We start from the raw sequence: 24672 nt of genomic DNA on the forward strand, positions 1-24672 counted from the left end.
GAGCCCGCCCCGCGGCTCCGGGAGCCCGTCCGGGGGCACCCGCGCCCCGCGAGGGCCTGCGCACCACCGCGCCGGATCCGTCGCGTTCGCCAGCGCTCCGGGCTCCCAAGGCCCTGCGGGGAGCCCCTCCCGAGGGAGAGTCCGCGGACGCGGGCGCCAGGCGCGACTTCATGGCCGAGCGCGCGGCCCGTCGCGCGGGTGCGGCCTCCAGCCGTGACGCGGGCCCGGGCGCGCCCCCCGCCGGACGTCCGCGTCCGGCGCCCGGGGAGGAGCGGGGCTCGTCGGTGGGGCCCGCGCCCCGCGCTTCCATGGCCCCGCGGGAAGGGGACGCGAACGGCTCCCAGATGCGCCGCATGCCGGTGGAGCGCGAGCGCGGGCCCGCGCCCCGTGCCTCCATGGGGGCGCCGCCGGAGGGTGAGGCGGGCGGTTCGCAGATCCGCCGGATGCCGGTGGAGCGCGAGCGTGCGCCCGCGCCCCGCGCGTCCATGGTGGCCCCGGAAGGGGATGCGAACGGCTCCCAGATGCGCCGCATGCCGGTGGACCGGGGCTCGTCGGTGGGGCCCGCGCCCCGCGCGTCCACCGGCGCTGTTCCCGGCCGCCGTGAGCCGGAGGGACCCCGGCCCGCGCGTCCCGTCCGGCAGGATCCAGACGGCGCCCGCATTGGCCCGCCGCCCTCGCGCCTGGGCGCACGCGGTGCGTCACGCCCGCCGGAGCCGGACGCGCCGGAAGGCCGCTCCGTCCGGGCCGAGCGCCCCGCGCGGCCTCCCGCCGACGCGGAGGAGCGCGCCCCCAGGCGCCCGGACCCGTCCGGGGAAGCCGCCGACGGAGCCCGCGTGCTGCGCTCGCGCACGGGCAGCCGTCCCGCGGTGCGTCCCGCTCCGGGGGGCGAGCCGGAGCGTCCCCCGCGCGTGCTCTCCAGCCAGGCATCCTCGTCCCGGTCCTCGGAGGGAACGCAGGTGGGCCGCCGGCGCCCCGCTCCCACCGACCGGCCGGGCCCGGATGACGCGGGCGGTCCGGGAGGGCGTGGACCGCGCGGCGGAACGCGCTAGCATCCGATCCTCAAGGAGCGGCCCATGGCGATCGGCAAGGTAATCAAGGGGGACGGGTTGGCGGAGTCGGTGGTCGTCGCCACGTCCGAGCGACCGGCGCTGCGTCCGCCGCGCGCGGGCGTGATGAACGCCGAGGTCTTCGAGGCGCGCCAGGGCGCGCAGGGCATCATCGAGGAGGCCCAGCGCGAGCGTGAGCGCATCCTCGCCGAGGCCCAGCGCGAGAAGGAGGAGCTCTTCGCCAAGGCGAAGGACCTGGGCCGTCAGGAGGGCATTGCCCAGGCCACGGAGCTGCTCCTGCGCGCGAAGATTCAGGCCGGGGAGATGCTCAACTCCCAGGAGCAGGACATCATCGCGCTGGCGCTGAAGATGGCGGAGAAGATCCTCGGCCGCGACCTGGAGCGCGAGCCGGAGCTGCTGGTGGACATGTGCGCCGCGGCCATCGACAACCTCCGCAACGCGCGCGCCATGGTCCTGCGCGTGCACCCGAAGACGGCCACGGTGCTGCGCGCCAAGCGCCCGGCGCTGATGGAGCTCATCGGCCGCACGGTGGACCTGGCCATCAAGGAGGACCCGGAGGTCGCTCCCGTGGGCTGCATCGTCCAGACGGAGTTCGGCACCGTGGACGCGCAGCTGCCCACGCAGCTGGAGATGCTCCAGAACCTCCTGCAGCCGGACACGGCGCGCAAGAGCGGCCCTCCCTGAGCCTGCTGGCCCCCGCCGCGCCCTAGAGCCTCCAGGAATCCGCCATGGCCATCGACCTTTCGCGCTACTACGACCTCATCAAGGAAGCCTCCCTCGTCCGGGTGCGCGGCCGCGTCACGGAGCTGACGGGCCTCGTCATCAAGGCGAGCGTGCCCAACGTGCGCATCGGCGAGCTGGTGTTCGTCAAGAACCGCCAGCGCGGCCTGATGAAGTCGGAGGTCGTGGGCTTCGTGGGCGACGAAGTCATGCTCATGCCCCTGGGCGAGCTGTACGGCATCGGTCCGGACAGCGAGTGCATCCCCACGGGGCGTCCCCTCACCATCAAGTGCGGCGACGGGCTCCTGGGCCGCGTGCTCAACGGCATCGGCGAGCCCATGGACGGCATGCCCCTGGAGGGGGAGAACCTGGTCGACTGGCCCGTGGACCGCGACTGCCCGGACCCCTTCACCCGCCAGCGCATCGAGCGGCCGCTGCCCCTGGGCGTGCGCTGCATCGACGGGCTGCTCACCGTGGGCGAGGGCCAGCGCGTGGGCCTCTTCGCGGGCTCCGGCGTCGGCAAGTCCACGCTGATGGGTCAGATTGCCCGCAACACGCAAGCCGACCTCAGCGTCGTGGCGCTCATCGGCGAGCGTGGCCGCGAGGTCCGCGAGTTCATTGAAGACGCCATGGGCGAGGAGGGCATGAAGCGCGCCGTGCTGGTGTGCGCCACGTCCGACCAGCCCGCCCTCGTGCGTCTGCGCGCCGCGTACGTCGCCACGGCCATCGCGGAGTACTTCCGTGAGCGCGGCGGCAACGTGCTGTTCATGCTCGACACGGTGACGCGTCTGGCGCGCTCCCAGCGCGACATCGGCCTCGCCATCGGTGAGCCCCCGGCGCGTCAGGGCTACCCGCCCAGCGTCTTCTCCATGCTGCCGCGCATCCTGGAGCGCACGGGCAACTCGGCGAAGGGCAAGTGCACCGCCATCTACACCTGCCTCGTGGCCGGCGGTGACATGGAAGATCCCATCGCGGACGAGGTCCGCGGTATTCTGGACGGCCACTTCATCCTCAACCGTGAGCTGGGCGCGCGAAACCAGTGGCCGGCCATGGACGTCCTCCAGAGCCTCAGCCGTGTGATGAGCGGCATCGTCAGCAAGGAGCACAAGAAGGCCGCCGGCAAGCTGCGCGAGACGCTCGCCACCTACGAGAAGCAGCGCGACCTCATCCTGCTGGGCGCCTACCAGGCCGGCGCGGACCCCAGGACGGACTACGCCATCGAGAAGTACGACGCCATCATCGACTTCCTCAAGCAGGACACCCACTCCAACTCTCCGTACGAGGAGACCGTGGAGCAGCTCATCAACCTGTTCGCGGACTGACGCGGGCCGCCTTCCGGCCGGCCTGCATGGACGGGGCGGTTTTTGGGTAGGATGTCCGCACCATGCCCCCGTACCGGTTGCAGTCGTTGCTGGACATGCGTGAGAAGGCGAAGGAGGAGGCCGAGCAGGCCTTCTCCGACGCCGTCAAGGCGCTGGCGAAGGAAGAGCAGGAACAGCAGCGCCTGGAGGCGGAGCTGGAGCGCCGCCGCAAGGAGCGCAAGGCCAAGGTCCAGGAGTACTTCCAGCAGATCATGGCCAAGGGCGCCGGCATCAACGGCATGAACATGATGGGCCGCTTCGAGGAGCGCCTGAAGGACGACGAAGCCCAGGTCGCCCTCCAGATCGAGCACCAGAAGGAGGTCGTCCGGACGGCGGGCCGCCTGGTGGAGCAGCGCCGCATGCTGATGGCGGAGGCGGCCAAGGAGCTCAAGGCCATCGAGAAGAACAAGGAGAAGTTCGTCAAGCAGGTGAAAAAGGAGCGCCAGGACCGGGAGGAGCTGCAGCAGGAGGAGATCGGCAGCGCCTTGTTCCTGGCCCGCCAGCGCAAGTAACCTCCCGCCGCCTTCCGCCGAGTCTGGAGAGACGCCATGAGCCGAGTTGATGATGATCGCGATGCCGCGCGCTTGGCCGAGCGGATGATCCAGGAGCGCAAGCTCGCGGAGGCGAAGACCCAGAAGCGCCTGCAGGGCGAGTCCGTCTTCTCCAAGCTGGTCCAGCAGGGCCAGGCCGAACAGGCCCAGCCGAAGCAGGCGCAGGAGCTGAAGCAGCCCCTGGGCAAGCAGATCCTGGCGCGCCTGGCGCAGGGGCAGGGCAAGACCTTCGACGAGAAGCTGGCCCAGAAGGAGACCGCCTTCGCGAAGCCCGGGGAGTCCGCCCAGGGCGCCCAGCAGTCCCAGCGCAACAGCGAGTCGCAGCAGCTGTCCAAGGGCGGCGAGGCCCGCAAGTCGGAGGTCGTGGAGGAGAAGCGCTCCACGGACGTCCGCGAAGGCGACATGAACAAGGCCGAGGGTCAGGCCAGCCGGCTGAGCCAGGAGAAGGGCGAGCTGAAGATCGACGTCAACGCCGGCGGCGGCAAGGGCGCGGGCGGCGGGTCCAGCAAGGAGAAGGACGACAAGGGCGCGCAGATGGCCGGCGCGGGCTTCCGCTTCAACCCCGCGCTGATGGCGCCGGTGCCGGTGGCCAAGCCCAAGGACACCGCGGGCTCCGAGCGGCTGCGCGCCATGGCGAACGAGATCGCCCAGAAGATCGTCGAGCGCGTGCGCGTGGGCACCAACGCCGCGGGCAACGCGGAGTTCCAGATCGAGCTGCGCGGCGATGTGCTCAACGGCCTGTCCATCAAGGTCAGCGCGAAGAACGGGAAGATCTCCGCCGTCTTCAGCGGCAACGACCGCGACACCCTGAAGATGCTCGAAGAGCAGAGCGACGGCCTGCGCAGCGCCCTGGGCGGCCGGGGACTCGCGCTTGAAAATCTGAGGTTCGAGGCGAAGACATGAGCCTGGAGCCGGACGACGAGCCCGGAGTCTTCGAGCGCACCATGTTGGTCGACACCCGGAAGCTGGGACCGCCCCCGAAGCCCGCGCAGGCCCCGGCTCCCGCGCCCGCCCCGGCTCCGGTTTCGCCGTGGCGGCCGTTCGCGTTCACGAACCTGGAGAAGGTGTCGCGCACGCAGGGCCAGCTGGCGGAGCGGCTGCGGTGGCTGACGCCGAACGCGGGCACGCTGGAGACGGTCTGCGCGCGCCTCAAGGCGCTCTTCGACGTGGACGTGCGCCTGTCGGTGGAGTCCGCCCAGGCGCGCCCCATGACGGAGCTGCGCCGCTTCCTGGGCGACCCGTCCTTCCTGGCGGTGCTGGCCCCCGGCGCGCTCAAGGGCCGGGCCATCCTCGAAGTCGAGCTGTCGCTGGCGCACTCGGCGGTGGACCTGCTCCTGGGCGGCGCCGGTGAGACGGTGGGCCTGCGCCCCCTGACGGACATCGAGGAGGGCGTGATGGGCTACGTCGTCCTGGAGGCCCTGAAGGAACTGGTGCCCGGACTGCAGCCGGGCGTTCCCCGGCCCCGGCTGGACGGCGTGGCGCGCGGCGTGGATGAAGTCTCCGCCCGCCTGGGCGAGGACGGCCCGATGCTGGCGGTGCACCTGAACGCGGTGCTGGGCTCGCACCGCGGCATCGTGCGGCTGGTGGTGCCTTCGGCGGTGCTGGAGGCGGCGGAACCCGCGGTGGAGAGCGCCCAGCGGCGCGAGCACCGCCGTCAGGACATGAAGGCGAACGGCCGGCGCCTGTCCGCGCTGCGCGACTGGCTGCGCGCGGAGATTGGCGTGGCGGAGCTGTCCGCCCAGGACCTGGCGTCCCTTCGCGTCAAGGACGTGCTGCTCCTGGACATGCTGTCGGCGCGGCCGGACCGGGGCGAGCCCGGCACGGCGCAGCTGCGGCTGGGCCTGGGGCGCACCGGCCACTTCCTGGCGGACGTGGCCGTGGAGAACGGCCGCTACCGGGCGCGCATCACGGACATCATCCCCGGTGAGCCGGGCAACCCGCAGGGTGGGGAGTCCGGGGGCGGGTCGGAAGAGAACGAGGACTTCACCAACCCGGAGCTGGGCGTTCCTCCGGAACTCGAAGGGGCGGCATTGGACGACAAGGACGGAAGCGATCTGCTCAGCGACCTGCCCCTGCAGGTGGCGGTGGAGCTGGCGCGCGTGCCCATCACGGCCGAACAGGTGGTGGGCCTGCGCACAGGCCAGGTCATCGACCTGCGTCGTGGGGCGGGTGAGCCCGTGGACCTGTCGGTGAACGGCAAGGTGGTGGCCCGGGGCGAGCTCGTGGAGCTGGAGGGACAGCTCGGGGTGCGCATCATCCACCTGAGCTGAAGCGTTTGCGCCCGTGCGTCACAAGGCAGGCGGGCAGGGGGGCGTGCACGTGCCCGGGCCCGTGGCGGTCCTGACTCGGGTGCACTAGGCTCGCGCCCATCCATGGCGGTCCTCGGTCTCTCCTCCTCGCGCCTGTTGCTCGGCGCCGCGCTGCTCTTCGCGTCGCCCGCCGTCCTGGCGCAGGCGCCCGCGGCCTCCACGCCTGACGCCTCCGTGGCCGCACCGGCCCCAGAGGCCCCCGAGTCTCCGGCCCCCGCGAAGGACGCGGCGGCCGTACAGGCTCCGGTACAGGCTCCGGCGGTGACGGATGACAGCGCGGACCGCGCGAAGCGCCACGCGGACGAACTGGACCGCGAGCTGGGCGTCCCCGGGTCCGAAGGTGGAGAAGAGCAGGAGAGCCTGGGCTGGGTGGTGGTGCGCACGGTGGCGCTCCTGGGCGCGGTGCTCGCGGCCATCTACCTCACGCTCAACGTGGGCCTGCGCCGGCTGATGGGCCTGCAGGGCGTGCCCGTGGGCAAGGCGTCGGTCGTGTCGGTGATGGAGCGCATCCCGTTGGATCAACGCCGCACGCTCTTCGTCCTGAAGGCCGCGGACGAGTACCTGCTGGTGGGTGGCGGCGAGGGTGGCGTGCAACTGGTTTCGAAGCTGGATCGCGACGCCGTGGAGCGCATCCGCGCCGCGCGTCCGCCGTCGTCGCCCGTGTCCCTGAGTCCTTTCCTCCAGAAGCTCCTCTCCCGCCGGACCGGTGGCACCACGCCGCCGCCGGGCGTCTGAAGGCCGTCACGTGAACCGTTCGTCTCCCGCTCGCCCGCTGCTGTTCCGCGCTCCGCCCTGGCTCTTCGCGGCCCTCGTGTCGCTGCATCCCTTCGTCGCGTCCGCGGCGAAGAAGGGCGGCGACTCGGCGCCGGATGCAATGGTCAAGGAGGCGGTGAGCTCCGACACCTTCACCTCCCGTCCGCTCATTCTCATCCTCGCGCTCGCGGCCATGTCCCTGGTCCCGTTCGCGCTGATGATGGTGACCAGCTTCGTGAAGATTTCGGTGGTGCTCTCCATCGTCCGCTCGGCGCTGGGCACCCAGCAGATTCCCCCCACCCAGGTCATCACCGGCCTGGCCATCATCCTCACCGTCTACATCATGGCCCCCGTGGGCCAGGAGATGTACCGGGCGGGCGGCATCGACATCTGGTCCCGGGGGACGTCCGTCTTCTCCTCGGAGACGGTGGGCACGATGTTGGGGGCCGCGGACAAGTCCAAGGAGCCCCTGCGCGATTTCCTGATGAAGAAGGTCACCAACAAGGACCGCACGCTCTTCTACAGCCTGGCGAAGAAGATGCGGAAGGAGGAGGACCGCAAGGACATTGGCCCGAACGACTTCATGGTCATCGTCCCGGCCTTCGTCGTGTCCGAATTGAAGGAGGCCTTCCAGATCGGCTTCCTCTTGTTCGTGCCCTTCATCGTCATCGACATGGTGGTCGCCAACATCCTCCTGGCGCTGGGCATGCACATGCTGTCGCCCACGACCATCTCCATGCCCTTCAAGCTCTTGTTGTTCGTGCTCGTGGACGGCTGGTACCTCATCGCCAAGGGCCTGGTCATCGGCTACCTGTAAGGAGCCCCGTACTCCCATGAATCAGCTCACGTTCATCACCCAGGAGGCGCTGTTCCTGGTGCTCGTGGTCTCCGCGCCGCCGGTGCTCATGAGCCTCCTGGTGGGCTTCCTCATCTCGCTGTTCCAGGCCACCACGCAGATTCAAGAGCAGACGCTCACGTTCGCGCCCAAGGTCGTCCTCGTCTTCGGCGTGCTGGCCATGACGGGCCCGTGGATTGGCGGTCAGCTCCTGCGCTTCACCTTCCACGTCTTCGACCGCTTTCCGGCGCTCATCGGCAGATGAACATCGGCGAAGTCATGTCCGAGCTGGGCACTCGGGTGAACCTGTCGGTCACCATCTTCACGATGGCGCTCATCATGTGCCGCGTGATGCCCATCCTCATCTTCAGCCCGTTCCTGGGCGGCGAGGTCGTCCCCTCGGAGATGAAGCTGGGCCTGGGCCTGCTGGTGTCCCTGGTGCTCTTCCCGTCCGTCGCGGACCGGATGGACAGGATTCCCATCAGCGCGCTCCCGTACATCGGGCTCCTGCTCAAGGAGATCTTCATCGGCGTGGCGCTGTCGTACATCGTCAACATGGTGTTCGACGCGGCCCGCGTGGCGGGCACCCTGATGGACACCATGTCGGGCAGCAACAACGCCCAGCTCTACGTGCCGCAGCTGGGCACGCAGGTGTCGCTCTTCTCCAGCCTCAAGGTGCAGCTGTGCGTGGTGCTGTTCCTGTCGCTGGACGGGCACCACATCATCATCAAGGCGCTCGCGGAGAGCCTCGCCATCGTGCCGCTGGAGGGCTTCCCGCGCTTCAGCCGAGGCGTGTGGCCCTTCTTCGACCTGATGATCCGCTCCTTCGCGGACCTCTTGAAGATCAGCCTGGCGCTGGCGGGCCCCGGCATGGTGGCCGCCTTCGTCACCGACCTGGCCCTGGGCTCCATCAACCGCGTGGCGCCGCAGATCCAGGTGTTCTTCATCTCCATGTCGCTCAAGCCGCTGGTGGGCGTGTTGATCATGTTCATCGCCATCCATGTCGTGATTGGCCGCATGCAGCAGGAGCTGGCCAACATGCTCCGCATGTTCCAGCACGCCATCCAACTGCTGGCCTGAGCGGCCCCAAGCCTCCGGGATTCCTCCATGTCGGACGAGAGTGGCGACAAAACAGAAGAACCGTCGCAGAAGAAGCTCGACGACTCGCGCAAGAAGGGTCAGACCTGGAAGAGCAAGGACCTGACGGGCGTGGCCGTGCTCATGGCCGGCCTGGGCATCGTCAAGGGCACCTGGGACACCGTGGAGAGGGAGATCGCCACGCTGTTCCGCTTCAGCTTCGACGCCATCGCCCACTCGGATGACCTGGCCCTGGCGACGTCACAGCTGATGGTGATGGGCCTGCGCACGATGCTGCTCCTGACGGTGCCGGTGGTGGCCGGCGCGGCGGTGCTGGGCGGGCTGATGGACTTCCTCCAGGTGGGGTCGCTCTTCACCATCGACCCGCTCATCCCGAAGTTCGACAAGCTCAACCCCATCGCGGGGTTGAAGAACATGTTCACGAAGAAGGCCTTCGTGGAGCTCTTGAAGAACCTCATCAAGATCACCGTCGCCGCCTTCGTCGTCTACGGCGTGGTGCGCGACTCCATGCCCCTGGTCATCGAAACGGTGCGGCAGGACACGCACGGCATCATGGCCATCCTGGGGGAGATCATCTCCCGGGTGGCCGTGCGCATCCTGATGCTCTTCGTCGTCTTCGGCGTGTTCGACGTGTGGTGGCAGCGCAAGTCGTACATGAAGGACATGATGATGACGAAGGAGGAGGTGAAGAAGGAGTACAAGCAGAGCGAAGGCGACCCGCACCACAAGGCCAAGCGCAAGGAGCTCCACCACGAGATCATGGAGGGAGCCCAGATGGAGGCGGTGAAGGACGCGAGCGTCATCGTCACCAACCCGGACCACGTCGCCGTGGCGCTGCAGTACGATCAGAACAAGGACGGGGCGCCGCGGGTGCTGGTGAAGGGCATGGACGCCAAGGCGGAGCGCATCAAGGCGCTGGCGCGCGAGGCGGACGTCCCCCTGCTGCGCAACGTCCCGCTGGCGCACGCGCTCCTGCGCGTGGAGGTGGGCGAGGAAGTCCCGGAGGAGCTCTACGACGCGGTCGCCGAGGTGCTGAACTTCGTCTACGGGCTCAAGCAGCAGCAGAACGCGGCGCCGCCAGCGCGCGCCTGAGGAAGGAGAGGCCATGGCCAGCGACGAAGAGGCGGACATCGCCATCGCCATCAAGTACGACAACAAGGCGGACGGCGCGCCTCGCGTGGTGGCGAAGGGGATGCGCCTCAAGGCGGAGAAGATCCGGGAGATCGCCAAGCAGTACGGCATCCCGGTGATGCGCAACGTGTCCCTGGCCCACGCCCTGTACCGGGTGGACGTGGGGCAGGAGGTCCCCGAAGAGCTCTACGACGCGGTCGCCGAGGTGCTGAACTTCGTCTACGCGCTGCAGCGGGAGCAGGCGGGCGGACGCTGAAGGGGGCTGGACGCGGGACCCCCACCTGTAATGAAGTCGGCCCACCATGGCCAGAATCAACAATCAACCCCCCAGCACCGCGCTTTGGCCCTGGGGAGGTCCCCGCAGCGTCCGCGAGCGGCTGGTGGACCCGTCCCAGCTGGACCGGGCGAAGAAGCTGCGCAAGGCGGGCAACATCAAGAACCCGTCGCTGCCCTCCGCGGCGCTCCTGGACTTCATCGGTCCGGCGCACTCGTCGGAAGAGCTCCGGTTGCCCCTGCCTCCCCACCCGGGCGGTCACGACGCGGACCTGGAGGGCTTCAGTGACCGGCCGCACCTGGCCAGCGTCGCCGGCCGGGGGGATGACGGGCAGCGCCGCATGCTGGAGCGCGGCCTGTCCAAGGTGAACGCGCCCCCGGAGCGCCTGGAGCGCCTCAAGGCCCTGTTGCAGCGCGAGTCCGCGATGCTGGGCCTGGTGGATCAGGTGAGCGCGGAGTCGCAGGAGATCATCCGCCGCATGTGGGAAGAGCAGAAGGACGAGGGCTACTGACCCATGGCGGCGCTGGACCCGGAAGATCCGCAGGACGAGGCGAAGCTCACCGCGCTCCTGCAGCGCTGGGCGGAAGGGAAGGCCACGCTCCGCGAGGTGCGCGGCTATTCCAACGACGAGCTGTACGCCATCGCCAAGACGGCCTACTTCTTCTTCTACCAGGGCCGCCTGGCGGAGGCGCGCACGCTCTTCCAGGGCCTCTACGCCATCAACCCCACGGACGTGTACTTCGCCAAGGCGCTCGGGGTGGTGGAGATGGCCGCGGGCAACGGGCAGGGCGCGCTCGCCGCCTTCGACGTGGCCGCCAAGCTGGCCCCCCAGGACGCCTCCGTCTACGTGGGCCGCGCGGAGGTGAAGCTGGCCCTGGGCCAGAAGCCCCAGGCGCTGGAGGATCTGCGCCGCGCCGCGGCGATGCCTCCCGCCGACGACCCGGTGGTGCGCAAGGCCGCCGCGATGATCACCGCCCTCACCCGGCGCTGATCCACGGCCCGCCCCGGCCACCGGCTGGGTTTCACGTGATTTCCGTGGTTCATTAGGACTTTCGGGAGGGGGCGGGCTATCTGCTAGGCTGCTCCCAGACCCCTGCCTTCCCTTCCACATCCGGAGGATCATTCCATGTCGAACAAGAAGTCGACGGTTCCCGCTGAGATGCCGCCTGAGGCTCCCGCCGAACTCCACGCGAAGCGCGACAGCCTGCTGCCCGAACTGGAGAAGGCCGCCAAGGATGCGAAGGGCACCGAGCAGCAGGTGCTGCGCAACCTCATCAAGCTGATGTCCAACACCAAGTCCGGTGCGGCCATCGACTGGCAGACCTTCCAGGACGTGAAGGACTCCTTCACGCGCTACAGCAAGGACACCACCACGGGCAAGCCGCCGGACTGCCTCGAGGGCGCCCTGGAGTGGCTGTCGGCCTACCTGAACGCGCGCGGCTTCGGTGGCATGGAGGCGGCGGCCCCGGCCGCGGCGGGCAAGCCGGCGGCGCAGGCGGGCGGGCGGCCCACCGCGGGCGCCCAGGATGGCTTCGAGTCCAGCAACGCCAACCGGGCCGCGGCCCTGGGCGACGTGCCCCCGCCCCCGGGCGCGGTCAAGCCGGACGTGAAGGGCGAGCAGCAGCAGCTGGATTCCTTCAAGGCCTGGATGAAGAACCCCAGCCTGGGCAAGCTCAAGGGCTGATCCTGCCCCGCGCGCGCCCGGCCCCGGGCGCGCACGGAGGATCGCGGGGAGACGCAACCTTGCGGCTCCACCCGCGATAATCGTTTCAGAGGCAGTTTTCGCGGGTTTCCAAATCTCGGAGGACCTCCCCATGACCAAGATCAACGGCAGCGCTCCCAGCTCCGCTTCGCGTACCAGCCAGTCCAACTCCTCGAACACGGCCTGGCAGGGCCAGATGAACGAGAAGATGAAGGGCACCGGCCTGGACAAGTCCCGCAACGAGGCCCTGCAGAAGAAGGTCTCGTCCCACATGGAGGCGTTCGCGAAGAACCACTCCCCCGCGGAGACCGAGGCGGAGTTCAAGAAGACCTGGAACAAGGAGCTCGGCACGCAGATCTCCGACAAGATCAGCACCGACAACTTCCTCCGGCGCCTGACGAACCGCCGCAAGGAGCTGATGTCGGACCTCTGGGAGTAGTCCTCCCCCCGCTGTCGAAGATGTCATGACCCCGGCCGTCCGAGCCCGCGCAAGCGGAAGGCTCGGGCGGCCGAAGTCTTTGCGGGGCACGCCAGGCGCCCGCCGCCACGCTTCCCGGGGACCGCCCAGGGGCCTTCCCAGGGGCCTCCAGCGGGGACGCGCAGCCCGCAAAAGCAACCGGCTCCGCACCAGGCCCAGGGGGCCGGAGCAGAGCCGGAAGGTACAGCCAGCTGCGTCAACCAGCGACTAGCGCAGGTTGCCGATGGTGGCCATCGCGATCTCGTTCTTCTTCTTCATCATGTTGGAGATGAAGGAGACGGTCTCCTGGAGCTTCTGGAGGAGCAGCTGCGCCTCGGCGCGCTTGTACTCGGGGCTGCCCTTGTCCAGGCCGGACAGGGACTGCTGCTCGAGGGCGCTCAGGCCGCCCGAGGTGCTCAGGGCGCTGTTCAGGGAGTTGTTGGCGGCGGCGGTGATCGTCATGGCGATATCCTCCAGAAAGTCTGCAGTGGTTGGGCTGCGGTGCGGCTTACAAAAGGATTATCCGGGGTAGGGGCCAGGAGTTTCCTCCCGCCTATTTTCTCCTGATTTTTCCCCGGCGATCCAGAGGGGCCCAGGATCAGGAACGGCGGCCAGCCGGAGGCGCTCCAGGCAGGGCGGGGATGCGCAGCCCGCAAAAGCAACCGGCTCCGCACCGGGCCCAGGGGGCCGGAGCAGAGCCGGAGGGTACAGCCAGCTGCGTCAACCAGCGACTAGCGCAGGTTGCCGATGGTGGCCATCGCGATCTCGTTCTTCTTCTTCATCATGTTGGAGATGAAGGAGACGGTCTCCTGGAGCTTCTGGAGGAGCAGCTGCGCCTCGGCGCGCTTGTACTCGGGGCTGCCCTTGTCCAGGCCGGACAGGGACTGCTGCTCGAGGGCGCTCAGGCCGCCCGAGGTGCTCAGGGCGCTGTTCAGGGAGTTGTTGGCGGCGGCGGTAATCGTCATGGCGATATCCTCCAGAAAGTCTGCAGTGGTTGGGCTGCGGTGCGGCTTACAAAAGGATTATCCGGGGTGGGGCCCAGGAGTTTCCTGCTCCCATTTTCCGCCGTTTATTTTTTCCGGCGAGGCCCCGGACCGCGCACCCTCTTTGGTGGTTGTGCCGATAACAGTCTAAACTGCCGGCGCCCGGAGCCCGCCCCACGCGGCGGGTCCTCGCGCCTGTCCTCCTGCCTTCTGTAAGGGTGCTGCGCAGATGACGACTGATTCCAAGGCCTCTGTGTCGACCGACAACGCGAAGCCCCTGTCCGGACCGGAGATGCTCGAGCGGGCCACGGAGGGATTCAACCTCTTCCAGGACGGGAACTTCAGCGAGTCACTGGCCATCTTCGAGCAGCTCTCTGCGATGGACGCGAGCGAGGCCTACTTCCAGACCGCCCTGGGCGCCTGCCACCTGGCGCTGGAGGATCTGGACGCCGCCGTGGCGTGCTTCAACCGCGCCATCGAGCTGGACCCTACGGACATCACCCCCTTCGTCAACCGGGGCGAGGCGTTCCTGCGCCAGGGCCGGACGACGGAAGCGGCCCGCGACTTCCAGCATGCCGTGTCGCTGGACCCCGACGATCAGGACCCCTTGAGCCGTCGCGCGCGCATGCTGGCCGCCGCGGCCCTGGAGAGCTCGGACGAGGCTTCGGAATCCGAAGCCCCCGAGGACCGCTCGTAGGCTGTCTGCAGGCTCCCTCGCCGGACAGGTGAGGGAAGGCCCCCCCTTGGGCTCGGGGGCGCGCACGGATTAGGATGGCCCCGCCGATGGCCAACGCCGATCCGAACAGCTTCCTGAACAAGTACTCCGACATTGTCCTGGCGGTGGTCGTCGTGGCCATCGTCGCGATGATGATCGTCCCGCTGCCGACGATCATCCTGGACGTGTTGCTGACGCTGAACATCAGCATCTCGGTGGTACTGCTCCTCATCTCCCTCTACGTGCCCAGCGCGCTGTACCTGTCGTCGTTCCCGACGATCCTGCTGATCACGACGATGTTCCGCCTGTCGCTGACCATCTCCACCACGCGACTCATCCTGCTCACCGGCGACCCGGGCGAAGTGGTGGTGGCGTTCGGTAACTTCGTGGTGCAGGGCAACTTCGTCGTCGGCGCCATCCTCTTCCTCATCCTGGTGGTGGTGAACTTCATCGTCATCTCCAAGGGCTCGGAGCGCGTCGCGGAAGTGGCCGCGCGCTTCACCCTGGACGCCATGCCCGGCAAGCAGATGTCCATCGACGCGGACCTGCGCGCCGGCGTGATTGATCAGGATCAGATGAAGAAGAAGCGCCGCGACCTGGAGCGTGAGAGCCAGCTCTTCGGCGCCATGGACGGCGCGATGAAGTTCGTGAAGGGCGACGCCATCGCGTCCATCATCATCACGGTCATCAACATCGTGGGCGGCCTCATCATCGGCGTCACGCAGAAGGGCATGGCCGCCGGTGACGCCGCGCAGAAGTACACGCTGCTCACCATCGGTGACGGTCTGGTGGGCATGATCCCCGCCATCCTCATCTCCACCTGCGCCGGTATCCTGGTGACGCGCGTGGGCGGCGAGGAGGAGGGCGCGCACCTGGGCAAGGACGTGGGCACGCAGCTCACCGCCTTCCCGAAGGCCATCGCCATCGCGGCGGCCATGCTCGTGGGCCTGGGCCTCATCCCCGGCCTCCCCAAGATTCCCTTCTTCCTGCTGGGCGCGGGCGCGGGCTTCGGAGCCTGGACGATGATGCGCAAGCGCGACGAGGCGCTGGCCGCCGAGGAGGCAGGCCCCGCGATGGAGTCCAGCTTCGGCACGCCCGTGTCCGCCGAGCCTCCGCCCAAGGAGCAGCTCAACCCGGACTCGGAGCTGTTCATCCCCGTCGTCACGCCCATCGTGCTGGAGGTGTCCGACGCGCTGGTGCCCTTCGTGGACTCGCGGCAGGACGGCGGCAAGTTCCTCTTCGAGCTCATCCCGTTCATGCGCGACGGCCTCTTCGTGGAGCTGGGCGTGCGCTTCCCTGGCGTGCGCGCGCGCGGCAACGGCGGCCTGCCGCCCGGGGCCTACCAGATCCAGATCAACGAAGTGCCCGTCGTCACCGGCCAGGCCACCCTGGGCCACATCCTGGTGAACGACACGGTGGAGCGCCTCAAGCTGATGAACATCCCCGGCTTCGAGGCCATCAACCCCGCGACGCGCCAGCCGGCCGCGTGGGTGCCCGAGCATTTCCGGGAGACGCTCGAGTCCGCGGGCCTCACCACCTGGGACGTGCCCGGCTACATCATCCTGCACACCGCCGCCGTGCTCCGGAAGAACGCGCGCGAGTTCGTGGGCGTGCAGGAGACGCAGACGATGCTGGAGCAGCTGGAGAAGGCGTTCCCGGCCATCGTCAAGGAAGTCGTCCCGAAGATCGTCAACGTGCTGAAGCTGACGGACATCCTCGGGCGCCTGGTGGAGGAGGAGCTCTCCATCCGCGACCTGCGCGGCATCCTCCAGGCCCTGTCCGAGTACGGTCAGGTGGAGGCGGACAACGTCATGCTCACCGAGCATGTCCGCGCCTCGCTGCGCCGCTACATCTCCCACAAGTACGCGCGCGGCACCGGCACGCTGGTGGTGTACCTGCTCGACCCGAACATCGAGGAGGCCATCCGCAGCTCCATCAAGCGCACCTCGGCGGGCGCGCACCTGGCGCTGGAGCCGGAGATCGCCCAGGAGATCGTCGGCGCGGTGCGCTCGGAATGCGGCCACCTGCCGCCCAGCGCCCAGCGCCCCGTCATCCTCACGGCGATGGACATCCGCCGCTACGTGCGCAAGCTGCTGGAGTACGAGTTCAACCCCTCGTTCTCCATCCTCAGCTACCAGGAGCTGTCCCCGGACCTGAACATCCAGCCGGTGGCGCGCATCTCCTCCGGCCGGTAGCGGCGGAGCAGCGTGTGAAGGACCCGGGGCCTCCGCTTCCTTGAGCGGGGGCCCTGTCGTTTTCGCGGGGAGGAAGGGGAGGGCGGCGCCGTGGCGCCAGGGGCGCGGCTCAGGCGCCCGCGAGCACGGCGATCATCAGCACCAGGAAGCTCAGCCCCACCACGCCCATGACGATGAGCGGGACGAGCTTCTTCTTGTCCGCCAGCGCGGACACGGCCGCCGGTTCGGGCTCGGGCTCCGGCATGGGCAGCTCCTCGCCACCGTCGGGCTGCGGCTCCTCGGAGGAGGACGCGGAGCCATCCTCGGAGGCGGGCTGCTCCTCCGGCGGCGCCGGTTCGGGCTCGGGCTGCGGCTCCGGTTCGGGCTCCGGCGGGGGCGGCTCCTCGCGCTTGGGCGGAGAGGGTCGCGGCGGCGAGGGGGCCGGAACGACGGCGGAGCGCTCCGAGGAGAGGCTCACCGCGGGTTCGTCGGGGGGCTCGGCGGGGTCCACGTAGACGAAGCGGGTGGCGCCAATCTCCAGCTCGTCGCCGTCCTTGAGCGCCTTGCGGTTCACCCGCTTCTTGTTGACCTTGATGCCGTTGCGGCTGCCCAGGTCCTCCACGTGCGTGCCGGACCAGTCGCGGCGCACCTTGGCGTGTTTGCGGGAGACGAGGTCGTCCTTGAGGATGACGTCGGCTTCCTTCTCGTCGCGGCCGAAGACGTGCTCCTGGGCCTCGGAGATTTCGATGCGCTGGCCCTCGCGCGGGCCGTTCATGTAGCGCAGGAAGCGCTCCTCGCCGCCGGCGAGCCCGCGCATCGCGTCCTTCAAGATGCCGCGCGCGAGGAAGGACGTCTTGTCGCTGACGTCCGGCGCGATTTCGACGACCTTGTCGAAGCGGACGTCGTACTGCGCGATGGCGATGACGTCGCCGTTGCGCAGCAGTTCCTTCTCTCCCTTGGGGAGCGACTTGCCGTTGATCTTCGTGCCGTAGGCGCTGCCCAGGTCCTCCAGGAAGTAGAGGGTGCCCTCCTGGATGATGCGCGCGTGGTTGCGCGACACCGCCTGCTGCGGGAGCACCACCTGGCAGGTCTTGTCCCGCCCCAGGGTGATGACGGAGTCGTCGAGGACGACCTCTTTGCCCGAGGCGCCTCCGGCCTCGCTGCGCTGTGTGACGGTCAGACGGACGCTCATCGCGTGTGTCGCTACCCGAAGGGACGGCTAGAACGAGTCGTTGGCGAGGAATCTCTCACACGTCGTGTACTCGGTGGGGAATTCCTCGGAGGTTCCAAACTTCATGAAGTTCTTGCACGCCGTCTGAGCGCTCTTCTGCTTTTGCGCGTCGTTGAAGATCTGGAAGAGGCCGAAGTGGCAGGGCGCGAACTTGGCGTCCAGCTTCACGCACTTGCGGTAGGCGTTCTCCTCCTCGGCGAGCAGGCCCTTCTCGCGGTACTGGCGCGCGAGCAGGTACATGGCCGGGGCGCTGTTCTCCGCCGTCTGGGTGTCCTTCAGCTCCTTGAGGGCGGAGTCGGTGAGGGCCACCTTGCGCTGGGCGACGGCGAGGCTGTTGAGGCAGCTGGAGTTCTTCTCATCCAGGCGGGCACAGTTGCCGAAGGCCTCGCGGGCCTCCGCGAAGCGGCTCTGCTCCATCAGCACCGTGCCCAGGTCGTGCCACACCTCCGCGGAGTCCGGGGTGAGCTGGGCGGCCTGGGAGATGTGCTCGAAGGCGGACTCCAGGTCCTTGTCCTCGTAGGCCATGATGCCGAGGTTGTGGTGGGCGTTGGCCACGTTGGGGTTGACCGCGAGCAGCGTGTCGAACTCCTTCTTGGCCTCCTTCTTCCTGTCCATCTTCATGTAGGTGAGGCCCAGGTCGTAGCGCGACTCCAGGTTGTCCGGGTTCACCTGCAGGGCGCGCTTGAAGTTGTCGTGGGCCTTACCGTAGGCGCCTTCCTCCAGGTAGAGGACGCCCAGGTTCTGGTAGGCCTGCAGGTGCTCCTGGTTGAAGCGCAGGGCCTTGATGAAGAACTCCTTCGCCTTGCCCTTGTTGCCCGAGTACATGGCGATGAGGCCCTTGTTGGCCCACAGGTCCGCGTACTGGGGGGAGAACTCCAGGCCCAGGTTGCAGTAGGTCTCCGCCTTCTGCAGGTCCCCGTTGGCCATCTCCTGCGCGCACAGCTCGTTGTTGATGAGCGCCCGTTCATGCGGGGGCGGCGTGCTGAGGCAGGCGGTGGAGAGGGAGGCGGCGGCGGTCAGCGTGAGGAAGAGGCGAAGACGCATGGCCGGCCGAGTGTAGGAGAGCGGCCCCCCGTGAGGCAACGCCGTGCTGCCGCCGAATCAGCGCTGTTTTCCAGGGGTTAGGCCGGCTGTAGAGTGCGCCGCCATGCGTACCTACCTTTGTGCTTTCGGCTTGCTCGCTGCCCTGCTGGGCGCGGCTCCTGCTCACGCGCAGTTCTCCAACCGGAGCCTGGGCCTGTCGCTGGGCTACATGGACTTCAAGGAGACCGCGGGACTCGCGGGCACGCCGTTCATCGGCCTGGAGGGAAGCCTCTACATCGAGAACGGCTTCGAGGTCGTCTCGCTGTCGAAGCTGATGTTCCCCAAGGACACCTACGCCTCGCCGGAGAAGCGCGTGGTGGGCCTGGCCCCGTCGCTGGGCATCCGCTACCTGCTGCTGGAGGAGTCCATCCGCCCGTACATCGGCACGGACGTGAGCTACCTCATCGTCTTCAAGGACAGCGTCAGCAACTTCGTGGGCATCGGGCCCAACGCGGGCGTGGACTTCTTCCTCAGCGACTCGGTGAGCCTGGGCGTGCGCGCGCAGTACAACTTCTACATCGCGCTCAACGAGGATACGCAGACGTCGCTGACGGGCTCCGTGGGCCTGGCGACGTACTTCTAGGTCCGGACGTGGGCCGCCCCGGGCGTGACGCCGGGGCGGGCAGCAGGGCGGCGGCGACGAGCAGCGTCCACTTCTCATCCGAGAGGTGGGCGGGCTTCTCCATGGCGAGCGAGTCCTGGAGCCGGGCGCCCAGCGCGGAGAACAGCGTGAGCCGGGCCTCCAGCCGCAGCTCCTCGCGGCGCAGGGCGGCGGAGAGCACCAGCTCCCGCTCCTCGGTGGACAGCCGCTTCACGCGCGAGACGAACAGCGGATCCGCCAGCAGGCCCTCCTCGCCGCGCGTCTCGATGGCGGAGGGCACCTTGAGGCGCCGCTCGCGCACGACGATGGTGCCGGCCAGCAGGTCCCCCAGCCGCTGGTGCGAGCGCGACACGAGCGCGACCGAGCCGCCCACGAGATAGAGCAGCGGCAGCCGGTCCACCACGCGCGCCAGGTTGCGCAGGGCCGCGTGGTAGAAGCCGATGCGCACGCCGCTCTCCTGGATGACCCGGAGGGCCATCACCCGCTTGCCCACCGTCTGGCCCGCCCACACGGTCTCCAGCGTGATGCCGTAGCCCCAGTCCACCAGGAAGTAGACGACGATGCCCAGGGCGCTGGCGAACCCCGGGAACGCGGCCATGGCCACCTGGAACACCAGCAGCACCACCGTCGTGGCGAAGCCGACGATGAGCGCGTCGATGAGCCACGCGAGGAAGCGCGCGTACACCCCGGCCAGCGTGAAGCGGAACTCCACGTACTCCGGGGTCAGCACCGTGTGGGTGCCGTCGAGCAGGGTGTCGGAGGTGGGCGTCACGGCGCCGGAGTGTACGCCACGCGGCCCGGGTTCCGTGGGGCTCCCGGGAATGTCCGTCCGTGGGAGCCGCAAGGAGTCCCCGTCCGGAGCCCGGCCCTGATGCCGGGCAGGCGGGCGGCCAGCCGCGACGGGAGGGTGGATGCCGCCAGGACCTGAAGAGTGGTATTCGTGAATAGCGGGCTCCACGTTATCCTGTCCGCATTCCCGCGCCCGTGGCCCCTTCTGAACCCTCATCCTGGAACCGCCGCGTCCTGCCGGCGGGTGCGTTCCAGTTCGCGCTCATCGCTGGGGTGACGCAGCTCAAGACGTCCGCGAACGCGCTGGTGTTGTCGCGCTTCGAGTCCCAGGCGCTGCCGTACCTCTACCTGCTGGGTGCGTTGATGACGGCGTCGCTGACGCTGTTGCCGCGCGCCCGGCCGGACGCGCCCACGGAGTCCCCGGGCATCCTCACCGGGGTGGGCGGGGTGCTGGCGCTGGGGCTGGCGGCGGCGCTGTCCGCGGGGCAGCGCATGCCGGCGCTGGCGCTGTACCTGTTCGCGGACTGCTTCAGCACGTTCGTGTCGTTCCGCTTCTGGGGCCGCATGGCGTCCGCGTTCGACGCGCGCGAGGCGCGCCGGGCCTTCACCGTGCTCAACGGCTTTGGCATGGGCGGCGGCATCGCGGGCGGTCTGCTGGTGCAGGCGCTGGCGGTGCGGCTGGGCACGCCCGCCGTGGTGGTGAGCGGCGCGGTGAGCCTGCTGGCCGCGGGCGCCATCTTCCACCACCTGCACAAGGCGGAGCCGGCGCCGCCCCCACGCACGCGCTCGCTGCAGGCGTGGTTCCCGGCGTGGAGCTACCTGGGGGAGAGCCCGTACGCGCAGGTGCTGGCGGCGCTGGGCATCGCGTTCGCGGTGCTGTCGTCCTTCGTGGACTACCTCTTCCGCCTGCGCGTGGAGGGGACGCTGAGCGAGGACGGGCTGGCGGCGCTGTTCGGCTCGCTGCAGCTGTGGATTGGCCTGTTCTGCGTGGCGTTCCAGCTGCTCGTGGCGGAGCGGCTGCTCAAGCGCATGGGCCTGCTCATGTACCTGGCGCTGGTGCCGCTGGTGCTCGCGCCGCTGGCGGGCGCCACGCTGGCCACCGGGCAGCTGTGGCCGGTGCACCTGTTGCGGTTGGTGGAGACGGCGGTGAGCTACTCCATCCTGCCGGTGGGCATCCAGCTGCTCTACGCGGCGGTGCCGGACGAGCAGCGCGAGGGGCTGCGGAGCGCGGTGGACGGCCTTCTGCGCAAGGGCGGCGTGGTGCTCGCGGGCCTGCTGCTCATCGGCGCGGGCCGGGGCGCCAACGGCATCACCATGGCGGTGGCGGTGGTGGGGCTGTGCGCCGCGCTGGGCCTGCTGCTCGTGCGCCTCAAGCCCGCGTACCTCACGGCGCTGGGCGAGCAGGTGGGCGCGCACGAAGAGGAAGAGGTGGAGCTGGGCGGCGAGGCGCAGAAGCTGCTGGTGGAGGCGCTGGGCGCGCCCACGCCGGAGCGGGTGCTGCGCGCGGTGGACATGCTGGAGCAGGCGGAGGCGGCGCCCTTGAGGCAGCACCTGGCCTCGCTCCTCTCCCATCCCCACGAGCGCGTGCAGGAGCGCGGCGTGACGCTGGCCCTGTCCTTCGAGGCGCGGGAGCTGGCGCCGATGCTGGAGCGGCTGGTGGAGGAGGGCCCCCGGCGCCCCCGAGACCAGGCCGTGTGGGCCCTGGCGCGGCTGTCCCCGGAGCGCGCGGAGCGGCTCCTGCCGCCGCTGCTCACCAGCTCCGACGTGGGCCTGCGCTGCGCGGCGATTGGCGCGCTGATGCGCACGCAGGGCAACTCCGCGGCGCTGGAGTCCCTGCGCGAGTTGCTGGCGAAGGGCGACCACGCGCCCGTGGCCGAGCGGCGCGAGGTGGCGCGGCTGCTGGGCCGGCTGAAGGACCCTCGCTTCGCGGGGCCGCTGTCGCTCTACCTGGAGGACATGGACATCTCCGTGCGGCGCGTGGCGCTGACGGCGGTGGGCGAGGGCGGCTACGTGGAGCTGGCGCCGCGCCTCCTGCCGTTCCTCGGCTGGCGCGAGGAGCGCCCGGCCGCGCGCGAGTCGCTGGTGCAGCTGGGGGACGCGGTGACGCCGCTGCTGGAGCTGCAGCTCAACAACAAGGCCGCGCCCCTGGCCATGCGGATGCAGCTGCCTCGCGTGCTGCGCGGCATCGGTTCGTCCGCGGCGCTCAACTCGCTCCTGTTCTCCAACGTGCGCGACGACGCGGCGCTGCACTTCCGCATCGGCGCGCAGCTGTCGCGCCTGCGTGAAGAGCAGCCGGACCACCCGGTGGACGTGGACCGCATCCACGAGGCGCTGGGCCGCCGCCGCGACACGTACCGCCAGCTGGTGGGGGCCTTCCGCGACGTGCAGGCGGCGCTGGGGCCCCAGTCGCTGCTCACCCGCGCGGTGGGCGACCGGTTGGATCAGGCGCTGGAGCTGTCGTTCTTCCTGCTGGGACTCCTGCATCCGCCGCAGGCCATGCGCCGCATCCACCAGCACCTGGTGGGCAACGATTCGCGCCGTCGCGCCTATGCGTTGGAGCTGCTGGAGAACCTGGTGGCGCAGGAGGAGCGCGAGCTGGTGATGGAGCAGGTGGAGGCCCACCACCGCGAGTTGCCGCCTGGAGCGCCGGGCCGTCTGTGGCGGCGGCTGGCGGGGCTCGTGCAGAGTGAGGACCTGGTGCTGCGCGCGTGCGCCCGCCACGTGGCGCGGGTGAACGGCCTGGACGTGCTCCCGCAGGAGGGTGACATGAGCGATACCATCGTCCAACGGATGTTCGCCCTGGAGGGCGTGAGCGTCTTCTCGCAGAGCGACGTGGACGACATCGCCGCCATCGCGGAGGTGGCGCGCGAGGCGTCCTACAAGGCGGGCCAGCGGCTCTACAGCCAGGGCGACCCGGGCGACGCGCTCTACGTCATCGTCGAGGGCGCGGTGGACGCGTTCCGCAACGGCGAGCACGTGCTGCGCTTCCAGGCGAAGGAGGCCATCGGAGAGGTGAGCCTGCTCGATGGTGCGCCCCGGCCCACGGACATGGTGGCCGCGGTGGACTCGCGCGTGCTCGTCATCGACCGGCGCGACTTCCTGGATCTGCTCGCGGACCGGCCGGAGCTGCTCACGGGCTTCTTCCGCTCCGTGAGCCAGCAGCTCCAGAGCGTCATCGACCTGCCCGCGCGCCGTGAGGAGGGCCAGCGGCTGGAGCTGGGCGCCCCCCAGCAGCCCCACGCGCCGCTGGAGGGCATTGGCGGCCTGCCCCCTGAAGGCAACGCGCCCTCGGACGTGTGAGTCAGTCCCCCGCGCCGTGCGCGGGCGGGGCTTCACCGCTCTTGAGCGCGGGCGGCTGCACCGGATCCAGCCCCAGGAGGTGCGCCGAGGCCACCGGGATGAACGGCCGCGTGAAGCAGCGCAGCGGCGGGAGGCTGCCCACGAACCGCGTGAGCGCGAGCCCCGCGAACACCCACGGCTGACGCTCCACCGCGGCGATGGGCGCGGCGACGCTTTCCGAACGCCGGGCGAGGCCCGACATGACCCAGCGGAGGGACCTGGGGGTGGGCAGCCGGCTCCAGACGCGCACGAACCAGGGCGGGCGCGTGACGGGGGCCATCCACGCGCGGTCGCTCTTGGCGGCGGTGAAGACGAGCAGCCACCAGAAGCCCCAGAGGCTGCTGAGGAGGGTGAACGACTTCGGGAACCAGCACAGCGGGATGCACAGCAGCACCAGGGCGGGCACCCCCATCACGAACAGCAGGAGGGCCCTCCAGCGGCGCTGGAGCTTGGCGCGCAGCCAGGGGACGTTGAGGCGCACGTGCGGGGTGATGTCGGGGTCCTCGGGCGGCACGCCGGTGGCGAGGCTGGCCTCGCGGGAGATGACCGTGTGGTAGTCGCGCGACAGGGCGACGACGATCCACTGCACCGCGCTCAGCGAGCCGAAGAAGAGCGCCCAGAACTCCCAGCTGCCCAGGAAGAAGGTGCCGTTGCGCACCGTGGGCGCGTCGATGTTGAACCCCTTCTTCTGGGGCTCCTTCTGGACGCGTGGACCCTTCCGCTCCTCTTCGGAGACGTCCGCGATGTCCCGGAGGGCCTGCTCCACCTCCGACCGGATGGCGGCGGAGAGTGAATCTCCCTGAGCGTCCTCCTCGTTCGAGTCCTCGACGGGGCCCGTGGCTTGTTCGCCCTCGCTCGCGGCGGTCCGGCGCTCCTCCGCTGCCTCTTCGGCGGCACCCGCGGCCTCATCCGCCGCGTCCTCGGCGGCGGTGGCGGCTTCATCCGGAGGGAGCTCGCCCTTCTTGCCGGAGTTGATGGCCTCGTGGATGAGCGCGTTCAGCGCCTCCTTCACGGCCGCCGCATCCTCCTTCGCCTGGCCCTCGCCCTTCCGGGCCTTCAGCGCGGCCTCCAGCTCCTTCGCCCGCGCTTCGATGCGGGCCTGCGCCCTCTCGCGCGCGGCCCGGGTCTCGGCCGTCTCCGGTCTCCTCGGCTGCTCTCCGTCGAACTCGTGGAACGCCCACCCCGCGGCGATGGCCAGCAGGAACGCGGTCTGGAGCGCGGTCACCTTCACGTAGGTGGCGCGGACCGCGGGGCTCGCGAGCGTGACGCGGGCGATGTGGAAGGGCAGGGCCACCCCGTAGAAGAACTGGCGGACGCGGCCTTTGGGCAGCTGGCCCTTCGTGGACTGGAAGTGCTCGGCGCCGCCGCGGACCTCGCCCCACAGCTCCGAGGCGAAGTTCCGGCCCTGGAAGCTCCCTTTTCCGCTGGGAGTCCCGCCGTCCTTCTCCTCCTGTAAAGGCTTGAAATCCTTGCCTTTCATGCCCGTCATTGCGTCACGC

At 69.5% G+C, this 24672-nt stretch carries 25 protein-coding genes and 1 pseudogene; 20 read left to right on the plus strand and 6 right to left on the minus strand.

All coding sequences use genetic code 11. From position 1 onward, the window contains the following. From D7W82_RS40575 to D7W82_RS21585, 16 genes and pseudogenes are all read left to right on the plus strand, one after another. Positions 1-1049: pseudogene (locus tag D7W82_RS40575) on the plus strand (hypothetical protein); the annotation flags it as partial. Positions 1050-1073: 24 nt separating this feature from the next. Further along, positions 1074-1751 carry a FliH/SctL family protein gene (locus tag D7W82_RS21515; RefSeq protein ID WP_120563419.1) on the plus strand — a complete coding sequence of 226 codons (678 nt, stop codon included), beginning with the start codon at positions 1074-1076 and terminating at the stop codon, positions 1749-1751. Between the two features lie 44 nt (positions 1752-1795). After that, entirely contained in the window at positions 1796-3109 is a 1314-nt protein-coding gene (gene sctN, locus D7W82_RS21520) for a type III secretion system ATPase SctN (protein ID WP_120620145.1), read from the plus strand. A gap of 62 nt (positions 3110-3171) precedes the next feature. Further along, positions 3172-3660 carry a flagellar assembly protein FliH gene (locus D7W82_RS21525; protein WP_120620146.1) on the plus strand — a complete coding sequence of 163 codons (489 nt, stop codon included), beginning with the start codon at positions 3172-3174 and terminating at the stop codon, positions 3658-3660. A gap of 36 nt (positions 3661-3696) precedes the next feature. After that, positions 3697-4602 carry a flagellar hook-length control protein FliK gene (locus D7W82_RS21530; RefSeq protein WP_120620147.1) on the plus strand — a complete coding sequence of 302 codons (906 nt, stop codon included), beginning with the start codon at positions 3697-3699 and terminating at the stop codon, positions 4600-4602. Then, the gene (gene sctQ / locus D7W82_RS21535; protein WP_120620148.1) at positions 4599-5969 is read left to right on the plus strand and encodes a type III secretion system cytoplasmic ring protein SctQ; all 1371 of its coding nucleotides are present in this window, start codon (positions 4599-4601) and stop codon (positions 5967-5969) included. The genes D7W82_RS21530 and sctQ overlap by 4 nt, the downstream gene beginning before the upstream one ends. 102 nt (positions 5970-6071) lie before the next feature. Beyond that, positions 6072-6743 (plus strand): flagellar biosynthetic protein FliO, encoded by a 672-nt coding sequence (locus D7W82_RS21540; protein ID WP_120620149.1) that lies wholly within the window; start codon positions 6072-6074, stop codon positions 6741-6743. Positions 6744-6753: 10 nt separating this feature from the next. Continuing rightward, positions 6754-7578, plus strand: coding sequence for a type III secretion system export apparatus subunit SctR (gene sctR, locus D7W82_RS21545; RefSeq protein WP_120620150.1), 825 nt, complete (start codon positions 6754-6756; stop codon positions 7576-7578). 16 nt (positions 7579-7594) lie between these two features. Then, positions 7595-7861 carry a flagellar biosynthesis protein FliQ gene (gene fliQ / locus D7W82_RS21550; protein ID WP_014398418.1) on the plus strand — a complete coding sequence of 89 codons (267 nt, stop codon included), beginning with the start codon at positions 7595-7597 and terminating at the stop codon, positions 7859-7861. After that, positions 7858-8676 (plus strand): flagellar biosynthetic protein FliR, encoded by an 819-nt coding sequence (locus D7W82_RS21555; protein WP_120591490.1) that lies wholly within the window; start codon positions 7858-7860, stop codon positions 8674-8676. Before fliQ ends, D7W82_RS21555 begins: the two co-directional genes overlap by 4 nt. 27 nt (positions 8677-8703) lie before the next feature. After that, a complete protein-coding gene (gene sctU / locus D7W82_RS21560) occupies positions 8704-9786 on the plus strand; it encodes a type III secretion system export apparatus subunit SctU (protein WP_120620151.1) in 1083 nt (360 codons plus the stop codon). 13 nt (positions 9787-9799) lie between these two features. Then, positions 9800-10081: an EscU/YscU/HrcU family type III secretion system export apparatus switch protein gene (locus tag D7W82_RS21565; protein ID WP_014398415.1), complete on the plus strand. Its 282-nt coding sequence runs from the start codon at positions 9800-9802 to the stop codon at positions 10079-10081. A 46-nt stretch (positions 10082-10127) separates the two neighbouring features. Further along, complete coding sequence (locus D7W82_RS21570; protein ID WP_120528179.1) at positions 10128-10610, plus strand: hypothetical protein; 483 nt, start codon at positions 10128-10130, stop codon at positions 10608-10610. Between the two features lie 3 nt (positions 10611-10613). Further along, positions 10614-11090 (plus strand): SycD/LcrH family type III secretion system chaperone, encoded by a 477-nt coding sequence (locus D7W82_RS21575; RefSeq protein ID WP_120620152.1) that lies wholly within the window; start codon positions 10614-10616, stop codon positions 11088-11090. A 135-nt stretch (positions 11091-11225) separates the two neighbouring features. Beyond that, entirely contained in the window at positions 11226-11783 is a 558-nt protein-coding gene (locus D7W82_RS21580; RefSeq protein WP_120620153.1) for a hypothetical protein, read from the plus strand. Between the two features lie 130 nt (positions 11784-11913). After that, positions 11914-12240, plus strand: a complete 327-nt coding sequence (locus D7W82_RS21585; RefSeq protein ID WP_120620154.1) for a hypothetical protein — start codon at positions 11914-11916, stop codon at positions 12238-12240. Positions 12241-12486: 246 nt separating this feature from the next. Here the strand turns inward: D7W82_RS21585 and D7W82_RS21590 are convergent, their stop codons facing one another. Both D7W82_RS21590 and D7W82_RS21595 read right to left on the minus strand, forming a co-directional pair. Continuing rightward, positions 12487-12720, minus strand: a complete 234-nt coding sequence (locus tag D7W82_RS21590; protein ID WP_014398410.1) for a hypothetical protein — start codon at positions 12718-12720, stop codon at positions 12487-12489. A gap of 269 nt (positions 12721-12989) precedes the next feature. Beyond that, positions 12990-13223 carry a hypothetical protein gene (locus D7W82_RS21595; protein WP_014398410.1) on the minus strand — a complete coding sequence of 78 codons (234 nt, stop codon included), beginning with the start codon at positions 13221-13223 and terminating at the stop codon, positions 12990-12992. A 247-nt stretch (positions 13224-13470) separates the two neighbouring features. On the opposite strand from D7W82_RS21595, the gene D7W82_RS21600 reads away from it, so the two are divergent. Together D7W82_RS21600 and sctV are read left to right on the plus strand one after the other, a co-directional pair. Continuing rightward, the gene (locus D7W82_RS21600) at positions 13471-13938 is read left to right on the plus strand and encodes a tetratricopeptide repeat protein (RefSeq protein ID WP_120620155.1); all 468 of its coding nucleotides are present in this window, start codon (positions 13471-13473) and stop codon (positions 13936-13938) included. An 86-nt stretch (positions 13939-14024) separates the two neighbouring features. Continuing rightward, the gene (sctV, locus tag D7W82_RS21605) at positions 14025-16151 is read left to right on the plus strand and encodes a type III secretion system export apparatus subunit SctV (RefSeq protein WP_120620156.1); all 2127 of its coding nucleotides are present in this window, start codon (positions 14025-14027) and stop codon (positions 16149-16151) included. 109 nt (positions 16152-16260) lie between these two features. Here sctV and D7W82_RS21610 read toward each other — a convergent pair whose 3' ends face one another. Next, positions 16261-17322 carry an FHA domain-containing protein gene (locus tag D7W82_RS21610; protein WP_120620157.1) on the minus strand — a complete coding sequence of 354 codons (1062 nt, stop codon included), beginning with the start codon at positions 17320-17322 and terminating at the stop codon, positions 16261-16263. Positions 17323-17349: 27 nt separating this feature from the next. After that, complete coding sequence (locus tag D7W82_RS21615) at positions 17350-18405, minus strand: lipopolysaccharide assembly protein LapB (protein WP_199727802.1); 1056 nt, start codon at positions 18403-18405, stop codon at positions 17350-17352. Positions 18406-18508: 103 nt separating this feature from the next. Between D7W82_RS21615 and D7W82_RS21620 the strand changes: the two genes are divergently transcribed. After that, the gene (locus D7W82_RS21620; protein ID WP_120620158.1) at positions 18509-19027 is read left to right on the plus strand and encodes an outer membrane beta-barrel protein; all 519 of its coding nucleotides are present in this window, start codon (positions 18509-18511) and stop codon (positions 19025-19027) included. Here the strand turns inward: D7W82_RS21620 and D7W82_RS21625 are convergent. Further along, entirely contained in the window at positions 18969-19817 is an 849-nt protein-coding gene (locus tag D7W82_RS21625) for an RDD family protein (RefSeq protein ID WP_120620159.1), read from the minus strand. The two genes, D7W82_RS21620 and D7W82_RS21625, sit on opposite strands and share 59 nt — an antisense overlap. Positions 19818-20029: 212 nt before the next feature. Here D7W82_RS21625 and D7W82_RS21630 point away from each other — a divergent pair, with 212 nt between their 5' ends. Next, a complete protein-coding gene (locus D7W82_RS21630; protein WP_120620160.1) occupies positions 20030-23134 on the plus strand; it encodes a cyclic nucleotide-binding domain-containing protein in 3105 nt (1034 codons plus the stop codon). A gap of 1 nt (position 23135) precedes the next feature. On the opposite strand, the gene D7W82_RS21635 is transcribed toward D7W82_RS21630, so the two are convergent. Continuing rightward, on the minus strand, positions 23136-24653 hold the full coding sequence (locus D7W82_RS21635; RefSeq protein ID WP_147439451.1) for a hypothetical protein: 1518 nt from the start codon (positions 24651-24653) through the stop codon (positions 23136-23138). Positions 24654-24672: the final 19 nt, after the last annotated feature.

This window comes from Corallococcus sp. CA049B, from assembly GCF_003611685.1.
Taxonomy (GTDB): domain Bacteria; phylum Myxococcota; class Myxococcia; order Myxococcales; family Myxococcaceae; genus Corallococcus; species Corallococcus coralloides.

What these genes read in the sequence shown, in the direction of transcription:
- D7W82_RS21515 (WP_120563419.1), top strand. Translation starts at nt 1,074, where the DNA reads ATGGCGATCGGCAAGGTAATCAAGGGGGACGGGTTGGCGGAGTCGGTG.
- sctN (WP_120620145.1), top strand. Translation starts at nt 1,796, where the DNA reads ATGGCCATCGACCTTTCGCGCTACTACGACCTCATCAAGGAAGCCTCC.
- D7W82_RS21525 (WP_120620146.1), top strand. Translation starts at nt 3,172, where the DNA reads ATGCCCCCGTACCGGTTGCAGTCGTTGCTGGACATGCGTGAGAAGGCG.
- D7W82_RS21530 (WP_120620147.1), top strand. Translation starts at nt 3,697, where the DNA reads ATGAGCCGAGTTGATGATGATCGCGATGCCGCGCGCTTGGCCGAGCGG.
- sctQ (WP_120620148.1), top strand. Translation starts at nt 4,599, where the DNA reads ATGAGCCTGGAGCCGGACGACGAGCCCGGAGTCTTCGAGCGCACCATG.
- D7W82_RS21540 (WP_120620149.1), top strand. Translation starts at nt 6,072, where the DNA reads ATGGCGGTCCTCGGTCTCTCCTCCTCGCGCCTGTTGCTCGGCGCCGCG.
- fliQ (WP_014398418.1), top strand. Translation starts at nt 7,595, where the DNA reads ATGAATCAGCTCACGTTCATCACCCAGGAGGCGCTGTTCCTGGTGCTC.
- D7W82_RS21555 (WP_120591490.1), top strand. Translation starts at nt 7,858, where the DNA reads ATGAACATCGGCGAAGTCATGTCCGAGCTGGGCACTCGGGTGAACCTG.
- sctU (WP_120620151.1), top strand. Translation starts at nt 8,704, where the DNA reads ATGTCGGACGAGAGTGGCGACAAAACAGAAGAACCGTCGCAGAAGAAG.
- D7W82_RS21565 (WP_014398415.1), top strand. Translation starts at nt 9,800, where the DNA reads ATGGCCAGCGACGAAGAGGCGGACATCGCCATCGCCATCAAGTACGAC.
- D7W82_RS21570 (WP_120528179.1), top strand. Translation starts at nt 10,128, where the DNA reads ATGGCCAGAATCAACAATCAACCCCCCAGCACCGCGCTTTGGCCCTGG.
- D7W82_RS21575 (WP_120620152.1), top strand. Translation starts at nt 10,614, where the DNA reads ATGGCGGCGCTGGACCCGGAAGATCCGCAGGACGAGGCGAAGCTCACC.
- D7W82_RS21580 (WP_120620153.1), top strand. Translation starts at nt 11,226, where the DNA reads ATGTCGAACAAGAAGTCGACGGTTCCCGCTGAGATGCCGCCTGAGGCT.
- D7W82_RS21585 (WP_120620154.1), top strand. Translation starts at nt 11,914, where the DNA reads ATGACCAAGATCAACGGCAGCGCTCCCAGCTCCGCTTCGCGTACCAGC.
- D7W82_RS21590 (WP_014398410.1), bottom strand. Translation starts at nt 12,720, where the DNA reads ATGACGATCACCGCCGCCGCCAACAACTCCCTGAACAGCGCCCTGAGC.
- D7W82_RS21595 (WP_014398410.1), bottom strand. Translation starts at nt 13,223, where the DNA reads ATGACGATTACCGCCGCCGCCAACAACTCCCTGAACAGCGCCCTGAGC.
- D7W82_RS21600 (WP_120620155.1), top strand. Translation starts at nt 13,471, where the DNA reads ATGACGACTGATTCCAAGGCCTCTGTGTCGACCGACAACGCGAAGCCC.
- sctV (WP_120620156.1), top strand. Translation starts at nt 14,025, where the DNA reads ATGGCCAACGCCGATCCGAACAGCTTCCTGAACAAGTACTCCGACATT.
- D7W82_RS21610 (WP_120620157.1), bottom strand. Translation starts at nt 17,322, where the DNA reads ATGAGCGTCCGTCTGACCGTCACACAGCGCAGCGAGGCCGGAGGCGCC.
- D7W82_RS21615 (WP_199727802.1), bottom strand. Translation starts at nt 18,405, where the DNA reads ATGCGTCTTCGCCTCTTCCTCACGCTGACCGCCGCCGCCTCCCTCTCC.
- D7W82_RS21620 (WP_120620158.1), top strand. Translation starts at nt 18,509, where the DNA reads ATGCGTACCTACCTTTGTGCTTTCGGCTTGCTCGCTGCCCTGCTGGGC.
- D7W82_RS21635 (WP_147439451.1), bottom strand. Translation starts at nt 24,653, where the DNA reads ATGAAAGGCAAGGATTTCAAGCCTTTACAGGAGGAGAAGGACGGCGGG.